The organism is Streptomyces sp. NPDC056738, assembly GCF_042790435.1.
GTDB lineage: Bacteria > Actinomycetota > Actinomycetes > Streptomycetales > Streptomycetaceae > Streptomyces.
In genome coordinates this window covers 649,450-667,710 of sequence record NZ_JBHTZF010000002.1, presented here as the reverse complement: position 1 = coordinate 667,710, position 18,261 = coordinate 649,450, and the positions used below count along the sequence as shown (strand labels likewise).

The following is an 18,261-nucleotide window of genomic DNA, read 5'->3' as shown; positions in this document are numbered from 1 at the left end:
GCGGACGGGGTGTTCAGGACTCTCGCCGGTCCATGGCGCGCCAGGCGCCGAAGACCGCGTCGCGGGGACGCGATCCGCCGCTGACGCTGAGCCCCTGGACGTGCGAGGTGCGCAGGATCGGGTAGTTGGCCTCGCCGAACACGCCTCCGGTCAGGCCCGTACCGCCGTGCGTCGGCAGATAGGGCAGGAATCCGACGTGCGAGTCGTTGACCTTCAGGATTCCGCCGACGGTGATGCGGGTGACGAATTCCTCGACGACGGCCTTGTCGCCCGCCCACACGGAATTCCTCAGGCCGTAGGCGTTCGTGTTGACGAACTCGACGAAGCTGTCCATGAGTTCGGCGTCCGGGGCGGGGTCGGCGACCACGACCGGGATCAGCGGGAAGAACGTCTCGTCGCGTACGGCGTCGATCTCCCGGGCGTCCTTCAGGCCGCGGACCACCACCACCGTCGGCTCCAGGAAGATGCCCGCCGCGTCGCGGGTCTCGTCGATCTGCATGGCGTGCCCGCCGCAGGCGATCTCCGCGCCGTTCTCGACGGCGTCCCGCAGACAGGAGAAGAACTTCTCGTTCCGCAGGACCGGGGTGAGGAGGACGTCCTCCTCCCAGGCGTATCCGGGGCGGATGTGGCCGGCCAGGCGGACGATCTCCGCGATGAGCCGGTCGGCGACATCGGGGTGGACGAGCACCTGGTTCGGAATCATGCAGAGCTGTCCCGAGCCGAAGAAGCTCTCCGTGATGGCCTCGGCCGCCAGTTCGAGATCGGCGTCCTTCCACACCACCACGGCGTCGTTCCCGGCCAGTTCGAGGATGGGCTTCTTGCCGGCGGTGACGCACTTCTCCTCGAAGGTGATGCCGTTCTCGCTGCTCCCGAAGTACATGATGTCGTCGACCTTCGGGCTCCGCAGCCAGGAGGCGAGCATGGGCGCCGGGTCGCCGCACACCACGTTCAGCGTGCCGGGCGGGGCGCCGACCTCCTCCAGTGCCGGGACCACGATCTCGTGCAGGACGTACATCGCGCCGAGCGGGGCGCTGCGCGGCGCGCGGACGACCAGGGCGTTGCCCGCCATGATCGCGGTGGCGCCCAGCAGCACGCTGGACAGCGGCGCGTTCTGCGGCGGGTTGAGACACACCACGCCGTCCGGGAGCCTGCGCACGGCCAGTTGCCGGTCGCCCTGCCGGAACTCCTGGAGCATCTGCGACCGGTAGAAGCTCAGGGACTGCGGTCCGAAGCAGTCGAGCATGCCCGACACCTGCCAGCGGGCCAGCGGGAGCGGATGCCCCTCCTGCACCAGCACGTCGACGATCTCCTGGGCGTGCTCCACGATGCGCCGGTGGATCTGACGGCCGAGCCGGGTGAGCCGGACGTCGAGCGGGAACGCCGCCCAGCGCGGCGCGGCCACGGCGGCGGCCTCCACGGCCATCTCCACCGTGTCGCGGTCGGCCTTGGCCACCTTGGCCACGATGCTGCCGGGCAGTTCCGCGGGCTCCGTCAGTCCGCGTTCCAGCTTCCGTTTGAGGCTCAGGCTCGCGAACGCGTCGTCGAGCAGCGCGTCGGCGCCGACGACGTAGACCCACTCGCCGCCGTCCAGGCATTCTCCGTTCACATAGGACCGGTACGTACGCAACCGGTGCGCGGAACTCCCGCCGCGCCGCCGGCCGGCCGGAGCGGACAACTGAACGCTGGTCACCCCAGGTCCCCCGCCTTCTGTAGACCAACTTCGATTCGTCGGCAACCTTCGCCAAGACCTCTGAGAAAGCGCTGAGACGGTTCTGAGACGGTGGTGTCAGCCGGCTTCACGACCCCGCTGGAAGAGTTCCGGGCGTTCCTGTAGATCTCTGGAGGGCGGTGCGGTGAATCGATCACGGACACGGCGGACGGCGACGCCCACGGCGGACGCGAGCGGTGAGGAGCTCCCTCAGGTGCTGTCGGCCGTGGAGAAGCACGCCGACAATCCGAGCGCGTTCCTGGCGCTCAACGAGGGAAATCAGTACTTCCGTGCGGACGGCGGCGACGGTTTCGTCGTCTACCGGCGTTCCGGCCGCTATCTCGTCCAGTTCGGCGGGGTGTTCGCCGCTCCCGGGGAACGGGCTTCCCTCCTGCGCGCCTTCCGTTCCTTCGCGCGTGAGCAGCGCCGCACGATCGTCGGGATCCAACTGCAGCAGGACGACATCGACCTGTTCCAGGAGGAGGGTTTCACCATCAATCAGGTCGGCTCGTCGTACTCACTCGACCTCTCCGCGTTCAGTCTGCGCGGGTCGAAGTTCGTGAAGCTGCGCAACAAGATCTCGCGCGCGCGGCGCAGCGGCCTCACGGTCGCCGAGACGGACTGGGAGACGTGCGCGGGCGACATCGAGCGCATCGACAAGGCGTGGCTGCGCTCCAAGGGGCGGCACGTCAAGGAGATCGAGTTCCTGGTGGGCCAGCTCGGCGGTCCCGCGCAGAAGCACCGCCGGCTCTTCGTCGGCAGGCTGGACTCCGGGCCGGTCTCGTACATCTCGTACAGTCCCGCGCACGGCGGCAGGCCCGGCTGGCTGCACGATCTCAGCAGGCGGCTGCCGGACGCCCCGCCGGGGGTGATGGAAGCCGTCAACCTCCACGCGACGGAGACGTTCATCAAGGAAGGCGCGGGCTGGCTGCACTTCGGCTTCACCCCGTTCACCGGCCTCGACCCGCGGCACGAGCCGGCCGGGGCGAGCAGGCTGACGGGCCGTTTCATGCGGCTGCTCGCCGAGCACGGCCACGCGGTCTACCCGGCCTCGACCCAGCTCGCGTACAAGGAGAAGTGGGGCCCGCAGGTGGTGCTTCCCGAATATCTGGCGTTCGAGCGCGGCGCCAGTTTCGGGGCCATCTGGCAGGTCCTGCGGGTCACCAAGTCGGTGTGAGGCGGAACGGCATCACGACAGCCGTACGACGGGCCGTACGACGCGAAAGTGTCGGACGGATGCTCGAATTCCGGGCGTACGGTGTGCACTCGCCGAGCCACAGAGTGCGACACACGGGGGAAACATGTGCACGGAGACGGCGCTGCGGCGCGAGGAAAGCGATCGGTACTGTCTGAGCACCACGCAGGCGGACGCGCTGCTGACGGGGGCGCCCTGGCGGCGCTTCCTGGTGATCGGCGACGAGGTGGCCGACGGACGGGGTGAACCCGCGGAGGGGTACGGCAGCCACGGCTGGGCGGACCGGGTGGCGGCGTCGCTGCGCCGGGTCCAGCCCGGTCTCGCGTACCTCAACCTCGGCAGGAAGGGCCGGCTCGCGGCCGAGATACGGTCGCGGCAGCTCGGCCGTGTCCTGGAGTTCAAGCCGGACCTGACGGCGCTGACATGCTGCGGCGGCGAGTTGGTGCGTGATCCGTTCGACGCCGACAGCGTGGAGGCGGAGTTCGACCGGGTGGTCGCGCCGCTGCGCGACAGCGGGGGTGATGTGCTGCTGGTGAACTGGTTCGACATCACCCGTTTCGGCCCCCGGCCGGCCGAGGAGACCGAGCGGCTGCGCCTGCGGCTGCGTGAACTGGCCGAGCGCAAGCAGGCGGTGGCCCTCCGGCACGGCGCGATCTACGTGAACCTCGCCGGCCACCCGGCGGCCGGGGACCGGGACGTGTACGGCGCCGACGGCAGCGCCCCCACCATGCGCGGCCACGCCATCGCCGCCGCCTCGGTGATCCGGGGCCTCGGCGCCCACCTCACGGGCAGCGCGGACGAGGGCCGGTGAGCGTTCGGCTGATTCCCCGGGAGACAGGCACCCGGCACCGATGCCGGGCGGCCCACGGGTCGTTCGCCCCAGACCGCCGAGCGGCTCGCGGTTCCCGCCCGGCCCGACGGGCGGCAGGTTCTGCCGCCCTGATCGGACGGGCGGGCGGACTTTCACACCCGGGCCCACGAGCTGACGGACCCTCCCGTCCGGTCCCGCGAACGGGCCGAGGCTCCCGCCCGGCTCGATGGACAGGGCGGGGTTTCCCTCCGGGCCGCCGGACAGGGCGGTGGCCCCAACCGGGCCGACGGACCGGGCCGTGGTCCCCTCCGGGCCGACGGACCGGGAGGTCTCCTCGGGTGGCCCGGTGGGACGGGATACCTCTAGGGCTTGGCGAAGGAGGAGAAGAGGCGGCGGAACTGGCTCAGCGTGGCTTCGAGGAGTTCGTCGGCGTCGCCGTCGGCGTGAGCCAGCGCGATCGCGCTCTCGCAGGCGGCGCCGTGCACCATCGAGGCGACGGCGGTGACCTCGGCGCGCGAACGCTCCCTGCCGAGGAGCTGGCCGAGACCGTAGGCGATCATGCGCCGGCAGTCCGAGCGGATCGCCCGCATCTCCGCCCAGCCCAGCGCGCCCGGCGCGTCGACGAGGGTGATGCGCTGCGTGCTCGGCTCCATCGACATGACCAGGAATTCCCGCATGCCCTCGTACAGACCGTCCCAGGGATCCTCGTGGAGGGTGAACGTCTGCGCGATGGCGCTCGACAGCCGGTTCTCCTCCGCCTCGTAGACGGCACGGAACAGGTCGCGCTTGTTCTTGAAGTGGTGGTAGAGCGCGCCCTTGCTCGCCCCGATCTCCTCGCAGATCGCGTCGAGCGAGGTAGCGGTGTACCCGTCTCTGGCGAAGAGCTTACGAGCGGCCGCGAGGAGTTCGTTCGTCGTCGTCCGCGAACGCTCCTCCTGCGATCGGCGCACGCGCTGCTGACTGCCCATGGATCCGACCCGCCCTCCTGACCCCCCGAAAACGTCCACCGTTCGATCTTAGCGTCTCCCCCTCGTACCGAGAGTTCACCGAACCTGGATCTCATAGACATACCATCGGTTGGAATGTAACATCACGGCCGCAGGGCGCCAACCCCGAGTACGGGCCCGCGGCACGTCCCCGCCCCTCTGGCCGTATCCGGCAAGGAGGTCATCAGTCATGCACAGCCCCGCACTTCCCGGCGTACAGGTCCCCGCGGACCGGTGGGAACTGCTGCTCCCGCACCGGGAGCGCATCCACCGGCTCGCGAGGTCCCGGCTGTCCGGGGACCAGGAAGCCGAGGACTGCGCGCAGGAGGCCCTGATCCGCGCGGCGACCTTCCGCGACCTGGACGAGAGCCGGGTCGGCCCCTTCCTCACCACGGTCACCCTGCGGCTCTGCACCGACATCCACCGACGCGACGAACGCGCCCGGCGGCTGCTGCGCGGCCCCGGGACCGAGGTCATGGCGAGCCCGGAGGAGCTGATCTGCGCCGCGCAGGAGGAGGCCTGGGCACTGGAGCAGGTCGGCCGGCTCGCCGGGCGGGAGCACCAGGTGATCGTGGCCCGCCTCAACGGGATCAGCACCCGCGAGTTCGCGAGCCGGCGCGGCATCTCGCTCAAGGCGGCCGAGAGCGCCTTCACCAAGGCCCGGGCCCGACTGCGCCGCTGGTACGAGGAGGCGCTGGCGGGCTGAGGGGACGACCGGACCGGACTCGGGCCCCGCCCGGCGGTGCCGGGCACGCCGGTACCTCGCCGGCACACGGTGTGCCCGGCCGGGGCGGACTCGACCACGACAGGCGGGGCGGCGGAACGATGGCCACGAACCGACAGACGGGCGCCGGCGGGCGGCCCTCCCCCGCATCCGGCCTCCGGCGGCCGCGAGGCACGCGGGACCGGGGCGGCCCGGGTAGAGGCCTGCCGCACCGGGGCACCCCCGGCCAGGACGCGCGGCACCGGGGCACCCCCGGCCAGGACGCGCGGCACCGGGGCACCCCCGGCCAGGACGCGCGGCACCGGGGCACCCCCGGTCAGCGCACGCGGGACCGGGGCACGGGGTGCCCCGGTCGGCGGGCGGCTCATGCGGCCGCCCGCTCCAGCGCGGCGTTCAGCAGCTTCGTGACCTCCGGGGCGGAGGCCGACTCCAGGGCGGCCAGCGCGTCCGCCGTGTCCCGGCTCCCTCCGGTGCCGAGGAACTTCTCGCGCACCAGGGCGGCGGCCGGCGGTCCGCCCACCGCTCCCACGGGGATGTCCACCTGCCGGCTCACGGAGCGGCCGTCGCGGAAGTGGACGGTCACCCTGGCGCCCGTCACCTTCCGCGCGGTCCGGAAGTCCTCGCTGGGCGGCTCCAGTTCGCCGACCAGGTCCACGAGCCACTGCCCGTCGCCCTTCAGCCGTGCGCCGAAGGGCCGCAGCCACTCGGCCGCCCGGGGACCGGCCTGGCGTAGCGCCTCCCCGAAGGGAACCTCGCTGTGGAACAGGTCGTAGGTCATCGCGTCGTCGAGGCGCGTACTCACCAGCTCGGCCAGGCGCCACCGCTCCTCGTCCGCGACCCCGGGCGCGGCGAAGTCCTCCGTCGTCAGGTCACCGGTGAGCAGGACGGTCGCCAGCAGGTAGGGCAGGGCGAACACGAGCGCGCTCACCGGCGAGTCGGCGCCCCGCAGATGCACCCCGGCCTGGGCGTCCACCAGCACCGTGTAGAGCGAGGTGTCCACGGTGATCCCGGTGACCTCCCGCGCCCGTACGGGCCCCAGCTCCCGGTGAAGTCCGAGGCCGCAGTCGACCGCCGCGTCCATACCGGGACCGCCGGGGTGCACCTTGAACGACGTCGTGTGGGTGTGCCAGCGGCGTCCGAGTCCGGCGGTCACCGCCCCGGGCAGCGGTACGGACGCGAAGCGGGACAGGAATCCCTCCGGGTGCTCCAGGATCTCCCGGCTGCCCTCGAATCCCGCCGCCGCGGCGTCGCACGCGTCGAGTCCGACGGAGACGGGCGTCGAGGCGCTGAAGACCTTGGCGTCGCCGCCGAGGAACCCGATCGGCACGGTGCGCGGTGGCAGCCCGAGGCCGAGACCGAGTGCGTCGGCCCAGCGCCGGGCGGACGCGTTCTCACCGCGCAGCCGGCCCGCGACGGCGCCGACGACGTGGGTGAAGGTGGCGCTCTGGCCGCGGAAGGGACCCAGGGTGGCCGAGGCGGTGACGCGCGCGGCGCACTCGTTGGCCACGATGACGGAGGTCAGCAGCGCGCGCCCGTCCAGTTCCTGGCTCTGGGCGTACGCCATGGGCACGGCCACGGTCGAGTTGGACAGATGCCCGGCGAACGCGGTGTCGTCGAAGTGCAGCCACGATCCGAGTCCGGCGAGCACGAAGGCCGCCCGCCGGGGATCGGGCTGGAGGGGCGGGCCGAACGCCGCGGTCAGTTTCCGGCCCAGCGGATGCGTCGCACCGATGCGCATGGCGGCGCACTGGGACAGTATCTGCAGCTTCGCGATCTCCACGACGTCCGGCGGTATGTCCTCGAACCGCAGTGCGTGGGCCCATTCCGCGAGTTCTTCGGTGAGGGTCATCGGTCTCCTTCACGGCGGCCGTTTCACGATTCGGCACCCAGGGCGGTCCTCATGCGCCGCCCGGCTTCTTTCTGGTTACGCCGCGAGGGCCGGGAACCCTCGCAAACGACGGGAATTCCCGGGCCGGGAAAACGGAATGCGCTCTTACTCAGGGGAGCGCCGGAGTGGGCGCGTAAGACAGTCGGCACGCGAACCGTCCGTGCTCGCCGGTCTCTTGCCGAGCCGGCCGCGAGCCGAATTCCCGGAGAGGAATCACCATGCTGACACCGCACCAGCCCACCCGAATGCAATCGGGTCTGCCCAGCGACACCGCCTATCTCACGGCGCGCGCCCGCGCCGCCGACGCGGTCGTGGAACCCGCGCGCCGGCTGCTCGACGACCGTTTCGCCTCGCTGTTCGTCACCGAGCCCCCGCTCCCCCGGACGTCCGAGGAGGCGCTCGCCCGGCTGACCGCGCTGGACGCCGCGCACGGCGGTTTCATCGCCGAGATCCTGCTGCGCCAGCGGTTCTTCGAGGACCAGCTCATACGCGCGGTCGCGACCGGCATCCGCCAGGTGGTGCTCCTCGGCGCGGGCTACGACACCACCGCGCTGCGGATGCCCGGCTACGACGGGCTGCGCTACTTCGAGGTGGACCACCCGGCCACGCAGCGCGCCAAGCTGGAGACGCTGGTCGACGCGGCGGTCGACGCCCCGTCGGTCACGTACGTACCCGTCGACTTCGAGGCGGGCGACTCGCTCGCCGATGCCCTCGCCGGCGCCGGGTTCCAGCCGGGCAGCCCCTGCGTCGTGGGCTGGCTGGGCGTCACGTTCTTCCTGCGCCGCGACGCCTTCGAGCGCACCCTGCACCAGCTCACCGGCCTGTGCGCGCCGGGCAGCGCCCTCGTCTTCGACTACATGGACGAGAGCGTCGTCGACGGTACGACCCGCTACGAGGGCGCCCTGTCGATGGCCCGCAAGGTGGGCGCCCAGGGCGAGCCGTACGTCACCGGCCTGACCCCGGAGACGGCGTCCGAGGCCGTGCGCGAGGCGGGCTTCTGGCCCACCGAGGAGGTACGGGTCCCCGAACTCGTACGGCGCTACGGCGGCGCCGATCCCTACTGCAAGGACGACGACTTCATGGGCCTGATCGCGGCCGAGCGCGCCGCGCAGGAGAACGGAGATGCAGCATGACCACGACCGAAGGACCCACCGCGGAGGCGACCGACCCGCACGTCCTGTCCCCCGAGGACGCCGACCGGCTGCTGAAGGACGCCCCCTGGACCCGTTTCGCGGTCATCGGGGACAGCCTCGCCGAAGGGCTCGGGGAGTCCTCGCCCGGCTACGCGGACCTGCCCTGGGCGGAGCGGGTCCTGGAGGCGCTGCGGCGGGTCGATCCCGGCATCGAGTACCTGAACCTGGGGGTACGCCATCTCAAGGCGGCGGAGGTCCGCACGGGGCAGCTCAAGGAGGCGCTGGACTTCCGTCCCGACCTCGTCTCGGTGGTGTGCGGCGGCAACGACATGCTCGCCCGTGACTTCTCGGCGGAGGCGGTGGAGGCCGAACTCGACGCGATGGTGCGGCCGTTGCGCGAGGGCGGTGCCGACGTCTTCGTCTTCACCATCCAGGACATCACCAAGGTCTTCCCCGAACAGCTCGGCGGCGGAGGGCTGAGCGGGCGGATCGAGATCTTCAACGACCAGGTGCGCAGGGTGGCCGACCGGCACGATGCCCTGGTCATCGACATGTGGGCGCACCCCACCAGCGGTTCCCGCAGCGTCTTCAGCGCGGACATGCTCCACGCCTCGATGCGCGGTCACGCGGTCCTGGCGTCGGCGGTGTTCGAGCAGCTCGGCGCGCGTCTGGCGGCGCGGCGCGGCCACTGAGAGGGCCGTGTCAGAGAGATCTCAGAACGCCCTGTCACCTTGGAGATGTGCACCGAACCGCAAGCCTTCGAGGCAAGCGCTTCGGTGCACGAGGAGAGATTCCCGTAGCGGCCCAACGGGGATCCGGGAAGCATCCCGGATCCGGGCTTCACCGCCCGCGCAGGTTCGAATCCTGCTCTCTCCGCCACTCCTTGTCAGGTCGGTCGTCTGCCCGTCGAGATCCGAGGAGAGCAGCAATGCAGCCAGGCCGGTGGGCGGACTCCGGTGTACTGATCACCAACCCGGTCGCCGGGGCGGGACGCGCCGACCTCGTCGACGCCGACACCCTGACCCGGCGGTGCGCGGACCTGGTCGGGAGCCTCACGGCGATCGGGACCCGACACCGCGGTCACGCCGAGGAGATCGCGGCGAAGGCCGTCGCCGACGGCGCCGACCTGGTGATCGTGGCCGGCGGCGACGGCACCACCCGCGAGGTGGCCTCGGCGCTCGTCCGGGCCTCCCTGGAACGGCCCCGGGCGGCCCTGCCCGCGCTGTTCTGCGTGCCGGTCGGCACCGCCAACTCCTTCTACCGCGAGCTCTGGTCCGACCGGCCCTGGCAGCTCACGCTGACCGAGGCGCTGTCCGGGCCGGCCCGCCGAGTGCGCCACGTCGACGTCGCGCACATACGGGAGAGCGACACGTACGCCCTGCTCGGCACGGGCACCGGAGTCGTCGCGGAGGTGCTCGCGACGGCGAACCGCCTGACCGGCCTGGCCGGCCGCGACCGCTACCGGCAGGCCGTGGCCGACGTCGTGGCGGCCCACCGGCCGTACCCCACGCGGATCACGGTGGACGGCGAGGTGGTGCACGACGGCACGGTCCAGCTCACCAACATCGGCGGCGGCCGGTACCGCGCCGGGCAGTTCCGGCTGATGCCGCGTTCCGTCCTCGACGACGGACTGCTCGACCTGTGCGTCTTCGACGGCACCTGCGACCTGGTCGAACTGCTGAACCTGACCCGCGAGGGACGGCACGTGGAACGCCCCGGGGTGATCTACACCCGGGGCCGGCACTTCGTCGTGGAGCGCACCGACGGCGCGCCCCTGTCCCTGGAGTACGACGGCGAGATGGCCACCGGGGGGCGGTCCCGCTGCACAGTGGGCCTCCTGGCCGGCGTCCTGCCGTTTCTCGCACCGCCGCACCAGGCGTGAGCCCGGAAGGCGCGGCGGTCCCCGGATACGGAGGAGACCCCCATGCACGGCGCCGAGCAGACCGCCGACGACCGGTGGGTGCTGCCCACGGCAGGCGACACCCACTTCACCTGGAAGTACGACGAGGGCCGCGACCGGCTGCTGAGCCTGTACCAGAAGGGCAAGGACAAGCAGTGGGACAGCACGGCGCGCATCGCGTGGGAGACCGAGGTCGACCCGTACGACGCGCTGGGCACTCCGGAGAACACGCTCGCCCTGTACGGCTCGAGGCAGTACGCGAAACTCGACGAACGCGAGCGGCGCGAAATGCGCCGGCACATGGCGTCCTGGGAATTCAGCCAGTTCCTGCACGGTGAACAGGGGGCGATGATCTGCTCGGCGCGGATCGTCGAATCGGTCCCCGATCTCGATTCGAAGTTCTACGCCTCGACCCAGGTGATGGACGAGGCGCGGCACGCCGAGATCTTCTCCCGTTTCCTCAAGGAGAAGATCGGCATGGAATATCCGATCAACTCGCATTTGAAGAGCCTGCTCGGCGACGCGCTCTCGGATTCACGCTGGGACATGCCGTATCTCGGAATGCAGGTGCTGATCGAGGGCCTGGCGCTCGCCGCCTTCGGAATTCTCCGGGACAAGACGAACAAGCCGCTGCCGAAACAGATCCTCGCGTACGTCATGCAGGACGAGGCCCGCCATGTCGCCTTCGGGCGGCTCGCCCTGCGGGACTACTACGCGGAGCTGACCTCCAAGGAGCGGGCGGAACGCGAGGAGTTCGTCGTCGAAGGCTGCCACCTCATGCGGGACCGGTTCCGGATGCAGGAGGTCTGGGAGAACCTGGGCTTCGACATGGCCGAGTGCATGGAGTACATGGACAAGGGCCCCCGCATGCAGGCGTTCCGTTCGCGGCTGTTCACCCGGATCGTCCCGTGCGTGAAGGACATCGGGCTGTGGGGGCCGGCGGTCAAGAAGGCCTACGCCGACATGGGTGTCCTGGACATGGCCAAGAGCGACCTGCTCGCCCTGATGGCCTCGGACGAGGCGCAGGCCGAGCTGCTGGACCGGGAGCGCCGCGAGGAGCGCGAGCGCGAGGACCGCGAGCTGGCGGACCGTGTCGCCGAGGTGGACGCGGCCGTCGCGGCGGGAGCCGACGACTCTTCGGATACCGGGAGTACGCCACTGACCGACGGCAGGCCGGGGGTCGGCGGGGCGGCCTGAGGCGGCGCGCGCGTCCGAGGGGCCGGGATCCTCCTCGTGCCCCCGGGCCGCGCACATCGCCCAACCACCCCTCCGACCAGGGCACTTGCCCTTTCGGCGGCGCGCCGCACGGCGAGTCCGCGCGACGGGACGGCTGCGCTCGGTGACAACCCGATTGACGGCTGCGCACTCACATGGATACATTCCAACCATCGGTATGTTGGAGGTGTTAAGCGATGAGCGCTGGGCCCGCTGAAGCGGCGGCCAAGCGGGGGTACATGCCCCTGCTGCTCCTCGCGTCGAGTGCGACCTTCCTGGCCGTCCTCGACGTGACGATCGTCAATCTGGCCATCCCGGATCTGCACAAGGACTTCGAGGGTTCCGCCCTCGCGGACCTGTCCTGGGTGATCACCGTCTACGCCACGGTGTTCGCCGCCCTGCTGGCGCCCGCGGGCCGGCTCGCGGACGTGATCGGCCGGCGTTCCCTGTTCACCGCGGGGATCGCCGTCTTCACCGCGATGTCCCTCATGTGCGCGCTGGCCCCGAATCTGCCCGTCCTGCTGACCGCCCGGGCCTTCCAGGGCGCCGGAGCGGCGGCGATGATCCCGGCGTCACTCGCCATCGTCCTGATGGACACGCCACCCGAGGAGCGCCGGGCGGCGATCGGCAAGTGGAGCGCCGCCTCCGCGTTCGCCGCCGCGGTCGGCCCCTCGATCGGCGGGGTCCTGGTCGACACTCTGGGCTGGCGGTCCCTGTTCCTGATCAACGTGCCGTTCGGCCTGCTGCTCCTGCTGCGCGCGCACATCATTCCCCGGACCACGCGCCCCGAGGGCAGCAAGGTGCCCGACCTGATCGGGACCGCCCTGCTCGGGCTCGGCATCGGCCTCCTCAGCCTCGGCATCTCCAAGGGCGAGGACTGGGGCTGGGGCGACCCCGCCACGGTGGGCTGCCTGGCCGGCGGCGTGATCGCCATGACGGTCACCCTGCTGCGCTCGCGGACCCACGAGGCCCCCGCCGTGGAGACCAGCCTCTGGCGCAGCCGGACCTTCGCCCTGGCGAACCTGTCCGTGTTCTTCTACGGTGCCTGCCTGTTCGCCTGGCTCCTGGTCGGCGTCCTGTACGTCACCTCGGTCTGGCACTGGTCGGAGCTGAAGGCGGGCCTCGCGGTGACTCCGGGCGCCTTCGCGGCGACCCTGGTGGCCCTGTACTCGGGCAAGATCCAGACGAAGTACGGCCCGCGGGCCGTGGTCGTGGCCGGCGCGGTCATCCTCGCGGGCACCGGCTTCTTCCTCGCCTTCACCCTGCCCGACGAGCCCAACTTCCTGGGCTACTGGCTGCCCACCGGCATCCTGGCGGGCGCGGGCATGGGCGCGATCACCACGGGCACGTCGACCGCCGCCGCGCTCTCGGTCTCCCCGCTGCGCTTCGCGGCGGCGACCGGGCTCAACCAGACGGCGCGTCAGGTCGGCGGCGCCTTCGGTATCGCGACGCTGGCCACGCTCCTCAGCAAGGCGAGCACCGACGCGGCCGACTACGGACACGTCCTGCTCTTCTGCTCCATCGTCACGGCCATCTCGGGTCTGGCGGGCCTCGGGCTCGTCATCAAGGCCCCGCCCGCCGCGGCCCAGGCGCAGGCCGCCCAGGGCGCCGCGGCCGAGGCCGCCCGGACGGCCGAGGCGAAGCCGAGCTCCCACTGACCCCCGAGGGGCGGCGGGCACCCGCCGCCGCCCGTTCGGGTCGCCGTCCATCCGATCCAGGCACTTATAAAACCGACGGAAGGTACGCAAGACATGCCCATCAAGACCAGTGAAGCTCTCTACACCGCAGTCGCGACCGCCGAGGGCGGCCGAGAGGGCCGTGTCTCCACTGAGGACGGCAAGCTCGACGTGGTCGTCAGCCAGCCCAAGGAACTGGGCGGCACGGGCGCCGGCACCAACCCCGAGCAGCTCTTCGCGGCCTGTTACAGCGCGTGTTTCCACGCCTCCATCGGGATCATCGCCCAGATGCAGAAGATCGACATCACCGGTTCCAGCGTGACGGCCCGCGTCGGCATCGGCCGCAACGACGCCGGGTTCGGCATCGTCGCCGAACTCACCGCCAGCATCCCCTCGGTCGACGAGGCCACCGCCAAGACCCTCGTGGAGAAGGCGCACGAGATCTGCCCCTACTCCAAGGTGACCCGGGGCGACATCGAGGTCACGATCAAGACGGCCTGACCCGATCGGACACCCCGCCCCGCGCGGGACGAGGGCCCCGCCACCGGTGCGACGACCGGCGGCGGGGCCTTCGCCTTGCCGGTCCCCACGACCGGACACCCGGGGGTGTCGGTGCCTCGCGACCTCCCCGCGCCCTGCCTACGCTCTACGCAAGGGCGCGGCGCGGAACGACCGACGAGGACGCGATGGTGACGGGTTTCCCGTTCGTGGGACGCGAGGACGTGCTCGGTGAGCTGAGGGAGGCGCGGGAGCGTGCCGCCGCCGGCCGCGGGGGCCTCGTCACCCTGACGGGGGCTGCGGGAGCGGGCAAGACCCGCGTCGCGGAGGAGGCCGCCGCACGCGCGGAGGGCTTTCGCACGGTGTGGACGTGGTGCCCGCCGGACGCCGTGGAGCACGCGCTCAGGCCCTGGTCGCGGTTGCTGCGCGAACTCGTCGCCGACGACGTGCGCCGCGGCCGGCCGGTCACCGTGTCGCCCTCGCTGCGGGCGGTGCTCGCGGGGTCCGCGCCGGGCGGGCGGGCGGAGGCGGACCCGAAGGCCGCGCGGCTGCGACTGGCCGGGGACGTCGCCGAGGTCCTGACGGCTGCGGCACGGCGGCGGCCCCTGCTGCTGGTCCTCGACGACGTCCACGCGGCCGACGCCTCCTCGCTGCGGCTCCTCCTGGAGACCGCGGACGCCGTGCGCGGTGCCCGGGTCCTGCTGCTGGCCACCGCCCGCGACGACGACACCGCCTGGCGGGACCGCACCTGGGCGCGCGCCCAACTGCTGCGCCGGGGAGAGGCCTTGCCGGTGGGCCCGCTCCGGGAGGAGGACGTGGCCGCCCTGCTCGACGCCGCGACCGGCAGCACCCCCGGAGGGTCGGCCGTACGCGCTCTGGCCCGGTACACGGGCGGCGACGCCTTCTTCGTGACCGAGCTCCTCCGGTCGGGCGGCGGCCGGCTCGAAGCGCCCGGTTCCGAGGCCCAGGAGACCGCCGTCTCCGTGCGGATCAGGGACGCCGTCCGGGCCCGTACGGCCGAACTGCCGCCCGGGGCGGCGCGGTTGCTGGATCTCGCCGCCCTGCTGGGAACACGGTTCCGGCTCGACGTGCTCGCCGAGGCCGCCGCACTCCCCCTCGACGAGGTCCGCGCGCTGCTCGGGGAGGCGGCGGGGGCCGGACTGCTCGCTGAGTCGGGCCCCGGCGAAGGCCGGTTCCGGCACGACCTTCTGCGCGAGGCCCTGTCCGGGAGACCGGCGCCCGCCGAGCGGGCCCGGCTGCACCGGGAGCTCGCGACCGTCCTGGCCGACCGCGCCCGGCGCGGCCTCGGCACCGGTCCCGCCGAGGTCGCCCACCATCTCCTGCTCGCCGGCCCGGAACACGCGCACGAGGCCGCCGCGTACTGCCGTCGGGCCGGCGAACGCGCCGCCGCGCTCCTCGCCTTCGAGGAGGCGGCCCGCTGGTACGAGAAGGCCGTACGGGCCCACGCGACCGGCCGCGGAACCGCCGAGGACGGCGGGCCGGTCGCCCCTGAGCCCGACGACGCCGGGGAACGCGTCGAGGCGCTGCTCGGACTCGGGGCGGCGCGGCTCGGGTCCGGGGACCGGACGGCGGCCCGGTCCACGCTGCTGGACGCCGCCTCTTGCGCCCGCCGGGCGGACCGGCCCGATCTGCTGGCGCGCGCCGCGCTCGGCCTCGGCGCGGGTCCCGTCGGCTTCGAGGTCGACGTGGCCGATCGTGAACAGGCCGAGCTGCTCGGCGAGGCGCGCACCGCTCTCGCGGGCGATCCGGCGCACACCGCGCTGCGCGCCGCCGTCACCGCGCGGCTGTCCCTCGCGGCGGCCTTCCTCGAACCCGAGGAACACCGGGTCGCTCTCGCGGAGGAGGCGGTGGCCACGGCCCGTGCGGCCGACGACCCGGCGACCCTCGGACCGGCGCTCGCGGCATTGTGCGACGCCCGCTCCGGCCCCGACCACTGCCGCGAACGCCTCGGCCGTTCCCGGGAGATCGTCGCCGTGGCCCGGGCCCGGCACGACCTCCCGCTCGAACTCCTCGGCCGGCGGCTGCGGTTGGTCGCGCTGATGGAGACCGGCTCGTTCGCCGGGGCGGACTCCGAGGCGGCGGCGTACGAGGCCGCGGCCCGGCCGCTGCGACAGCCGCTGTACGCGTGGTACGTGCCCCTGTGGCGCGGCACCCGGGCGCTGTTGGAGGGGCGTTACGACGACTGCTCCGCCGCGCTCGACGAGGCCGAGGCGCTGGGCGGGGCGGCGGGCAGCCCCAACGCGGTGCTCCTCGCACAGACGCAGCGCTGGTGCCTGTACGCGGACACCGGCGACCTGGACGGTCTGCGGCGGCTGCGCGACCGGGCGCCGTTGGATCGGATGCCGGGCGTGTGGCCGCGCGTCACCCTGGCCCTGATCGCCGCGCAGCTCGGCCACCGTGAGGAGGCCTCGCGGCGTCTGGCCGGGGTGATGCCCTCGCTCCTGCGGGCGCCCCGGGACAGCGAGTGGCTGCCGATGATGGCGCAGGCCGCGGAGACCGTCGGGATGGTGGGCGCCCATCCCGCCGCGTCCCCGCTCTACGGCGCGCTGGCACCGTACGCGGGCCTGTTCGCCGTGGAGGGCATCGGCGCCGCGGTCCGGGGCCCGGTCGACCGCCATCTGGCGCTCCTGTCCCGCTCCCTCGGCGACGACGGGACGGCCCGCCGGCACCGCGACCGTGCCGTACGGGCCGCCGAGGAGGCCGGCGCGATCGCACTCGCCGAACGCATCGCGGCGGAGACCCGCCCGGAGGAGACCGGCACCGCGGGTCCGGGGCCCGAGCACGCGACCGGCACCGCCGGTTCCCACGCCGCAGGTTCTGGACCCGGGCGCACGGCTCACCCCGCCGGTTCCGGATCCGAGCACACGACCCGCCCGTCCGGTTCCGAACCGGTGGAGGCCGCGTTCCCTGCCGGTTCCGGACCCGGCGAGGCCTCGCTCCCCGCCGGTTACGGCCCCCGGGAGCCTGCCCTCCCCGCGGCGCTGTTCCGCCGCGAGGGGCCGTTGTGGCGTCTGGTGTACGCCGGACGGGACGCCCGGCTCCCGGACAGCAAGGGCCTGCACGACATCGCGGTGCTCCTGGGCCGGCCGGGCACCCCGGTCCCGGCGGTCGATCTGGCGGCACCCGGCGGCAGCGCCGCCACCGGCGATCCGAGCTCCGCGGACCTGCACGCTCCCGGCGATCTGGGCGAGGTCGTGGACGCCACCGCGCGCGCCGCGTACCGGCGACGACTGCGAGAGCTGGAGGAGGAGGCCGCGGACGCCGACGCGGCCGGGGACGCGGTGCGGTCGGGCCGGATCGCGGCGGAGAAGGACGCGCTCGTGGGCCAGTTGTCCGCCGCGTACGGCATCGGCGGCCGGGTCCGCCGCGCCGGTTCCCCCGCGGAACGCGCCCGCACGGCGGTCACGGCTCGCGTCCGCGCGGCCGTTCGCCGTGTCGCGGCGGTCCACCCGGAGCTCGGACGCCATCTGGAGACCGCCGTACGCACGGGCACCCTGTGCGTCTACGAGCCCGAGACCCCGCCCGCCTGGCGTCTGTGACCCCGGGCCGCGCCCCGGTCGGACTCCGGTGAGGCGCCGTGTCACATCGTGCCGTCCGACCTCACGCCTGAGGGGTGAAGGCGCCGTACGGAACCGGGTACGGCCGCGGAACGAAGGGCAGGACGTCATGTCGAGCACGGCAGAAGCAGAGATGGAGCCGATCACGGTCGGGCCGGTGACCGAGGGCCGGAACACCCTCGACGCCCGCCGGGCCGAGGAACTCGCGGATCTCTTCGTGGAGTTCCTGCGGACGAACAGCGCCCCCGAGGGACTGTTCACGGACGACGTGTTCCTGGACCTCAGTCTGCCCCAGTGGCGGCTCCAGACCGTCGGCCGCGACGCGGTCGTGGCCCTGCGGCGCCGCAGCCATCCCGCCCTCGGCAGCGTCCCGCGCCACCGTGTCGATGTCACCGGGACCGGGATGGTCATCGAGTTCGAGGAGCGCTGGGAGGACGCCGACGGCGTCTGGTACTGCCGTGAACTGGTCCGCGCCGAGGTGCGCGACGGCTCACTGAGCGAGGTGTCCGTCTACTGCACCGGCGACTGGTCCCCCGAGATCCAGACCGCCCACCACCGCGAGGTGACGCTCATCCGGCCGTGAGGGCCGGAGCAGGGAAGCGGGGCGGCCGACCGAAGGTGCCTCAGGCGACTCATGCGGTCTACAACCAGTCGCCCCCAATCCCTTGATCACCACGTCGCGGCCTGATATTCATGATCACATCTTCCTCACGCGATCTTCACATGCGGACGACTAGAGAGAGCCCTTGACGACCTGCCTTTCCCGCGCGACCCGGTTAGCACCGGCCGCGGCCGCTCCAGGTCGCTCCACTCCCTCCGCGTAGCGGGAAACCCCTGCCGGTCCCGTCCGGAAGACCCCTGCCGGACACGACGGGGGAAGGCCCGCCCCATCACCGACGGGCTCCCGTCCGCCTCCGCCTCCCCACCGGGAGGCCGGGTCCGGCTTTTC

General features: G+C 72.5%; 14 protein-coding genes and 1 tRNA gene. 12 read left to right on the top strand and 3 right to left on the bottom strand.

Annotated features, from left to right (window positions below; all coding sequences use genetic code 11):
- Nucleotides 1-13 precede the first annotated feature (13 nt).
- Nucleotides 14-1,606: an aldehyde dehydrogenase family protein gene (locus ACFRIC_RS06605; protein WP_382780350.1), complete on the bottom strand. Its 1,593-nt coding sequence runs from the start codon at nt 1,604-1,606 to the stop codon at nt 14-16.
- Between the two features lie 316 nt (nt 1,607-1,922).
- Between ACFRIC_RS06605 and ACFRIC_RS06600 the strand changes: the two genes are divergently transcribed.
- Both ACFRIC_RS06600 and ACFRIC_RS06595 read left to right on the top strand, forming a co-directional pair.
- Nucleotides 1,923-2,885, top strand: a complete 963-nt coding sequence (locus ACFRIC_RS06600) for a bifunctional lysylphosphatidylglycerol flippase/synthetase MprF (protein WP_382780346.1) — start codon at nt 1,923-1,925, stop codon at nt 2,883-2,885.
- A gap of 124 nt (nt 2,886-3,009) precedes the next feature.
- The gene (locus tag ACFRIC_RS06595; protein ID WP_382780344.1) at nt 3,010-3,714 is read left to right on the top strand and encodes an SGNH/GDSL hydrolase family protein; all 705 of its coding nucleotides are present in this window, start codon (nt 3,010-3,012) and stop codon (nt 3,712-3,714) included.
- A 362-nt stretch (nt 3,715-4,076) separates the two neighbouring features.
- On the opposite strand, the gene ACFRIC_RS06590 is transcribed toward ACFRIC_RS06595, so the two are convergent.
- Nucleotides 4,077-4,682: a TetR/AcrR family transcriptional regulator gene (locus ACFRIC_RS06590; protein WP_382780341.1), complete on the bottom strand. Its 606-nt coding sequence runs from the start codon at nt 4,680-4,682 to the stop codon at nt 4,077-4,079.
- 208 nt (nt 4,683-4,890) lie between these two features.
- Here ACFRIC_RS06590 and ACFRIC_RS06585 point away from each other — a divergent pair, with 208 nt between their 5' ends.
- The gene (locus ACFRIC_RS06585) at nt 4,891-5,406 is read left to right on the top strand and encodes an RNA polymerase sigma factor (protein WP_382780338.1); all 516 of its coding nucleotides are present in this window, start codon (nt 4,891-4,893) and stop codon (nt 5,404-5,406) included.
- A gap of 382 nt (nt 5,407-5,788) precedes the next feature.
- On the opposite strand, the gene ACFRIC_RS06580 is transcribed toward ACFRIC_RS06585, so the two are convergent.
- On the bottom strand, nt 5,789-7,273 hold the full coding sequence (locus tag ACFRIC_RS06580) for an MmgE/PrpD family protein (RefSeq protein ID WP_382780335.1): 1,485 nt from the start codon (nt 7,271-7,273) through the stop codon (nt 5,789-5,791).
- A 257-nt stretch (nt 7,274-7,530) separates the two neighbouring features.
- On the opposite strand from ACFRIC_RS06580, the gene ACFRIC_RS06575 reads away from it, so the two are divergent.
- From ACFRIC_RS06575 to ACFRIC_RS06535, 9 genes are all read left to right on the top strand, one after another.
- Nucleotides 7,531-8,445, top strand: a complete 915-nt coding sequence (locus ACFRIC_RS06575) for a class I SAM-dependent methyltransferase (RefSeq protein WP_382780333.1) — start codon at nt 7,531-7,533, stop codon at nt 8,443-8,445.
- Nucleotides 8,442-9,137 (top strand): SGNH/GDSL hydrolase family protein, encoded by a 696-nt coding sequence (locus tag ACFRIC_RS06570; RefSeq protein ID WP_382780331.1) that lies wholly within the window; start codon nt 8,442-8,444, stop codon nt 9,135-9,137. Before ACFRIC_RS06575 ends, ACFRIC_RS06570 begins: the two co-directional genes overlap by 4 nt.
- A gap of 92 nt (nt 9,138-9,229) precedes the next feature.
- Nucleotides 9,230-9,324, top strand: a tRNA-Ser gene (locus ACFRIC_RS06565).
- A 49-nt stretch (nt 9,325-9,373) separates the two neighbouring features.
- The gene (locus ACFRIC_RS06560) at nt 9,374-10,327 is read left to right on the top strand and encodes a diacylglycerol/lipid kinase family protein (RefSeq protein ID WP_382780329.1); all 954 of its coding nucleotides are present in this window, start codon (nt 9,374-9,376) and stop codon (nt 10,325-10,327) included.
- A 42-nt stretch (nt 10,328-10,369) separates the two neighbouring features.
- Nucleotides 10,370-11,542 carry a ferritin-like domain-containing protein gene (locus ACFRIC_RS06555; protein ID WP_382780326.1) on the top strand — a complete coding sequence of 391 codons (1,173 nt, stop codon included), beginning with the start codon at nt 10,370-10,372 and terminating at the stop codon, nt 11,540-11,542.
- 215 nt (nt 11,543-11,757) lie between these two features.
- Nucleotides 11,758-13,218, top strand: a complete 1,461-nt coding sequence (locus ACFRIC_RS06550; protein ID WP_382780323.1) for a DHA2 family efflux MFS transporter permease subunit — start codon at nt 11,758-11,760, stop codon at nt 13,216-13,218.
- Between the two features lie 93 nt (nt 13,219-13,311).
- Nucleotides 13,312-13,737: an organic hydroperoxide resistance protein gene (locus ACFRIC_RS06545; protein WP_382780320.1), complete on the top strand. Its 426-nt coding sequence runs from the start codon at nt 13,312-13,314 to the stop codon at nt 13,735-13,737.
- A 185-nt stretch (nt 13,738-13,922) separates the two neighbouring features.
- Nucleotides 13,923-17,294, top strand: coding sequence for an ATP-binding protein (locus tag ACFRIC_RS06540; RefSeq protein ID WP_382780317.1), 3,372 nt, complete (start codon nt 13,923-13,925; stop codon nt 17,292-17,294).
- 127 nt (nt 17,295-17,421) lie between these two features.
- Nucleotides 17,422-17,895: a hypothetical protein gene (locus ACFRIC_RS06535; RefSeq protein ID WP_382780314.1), complete on the top strand. Its 474-nt coding sequence runs from the start codon at nt 17,422-17,424 to the stop codon at nt 17,893-17,895.
- The last annotated feature ends 366 nt before the right edge of the window (nt 17,896-18,261 follow it).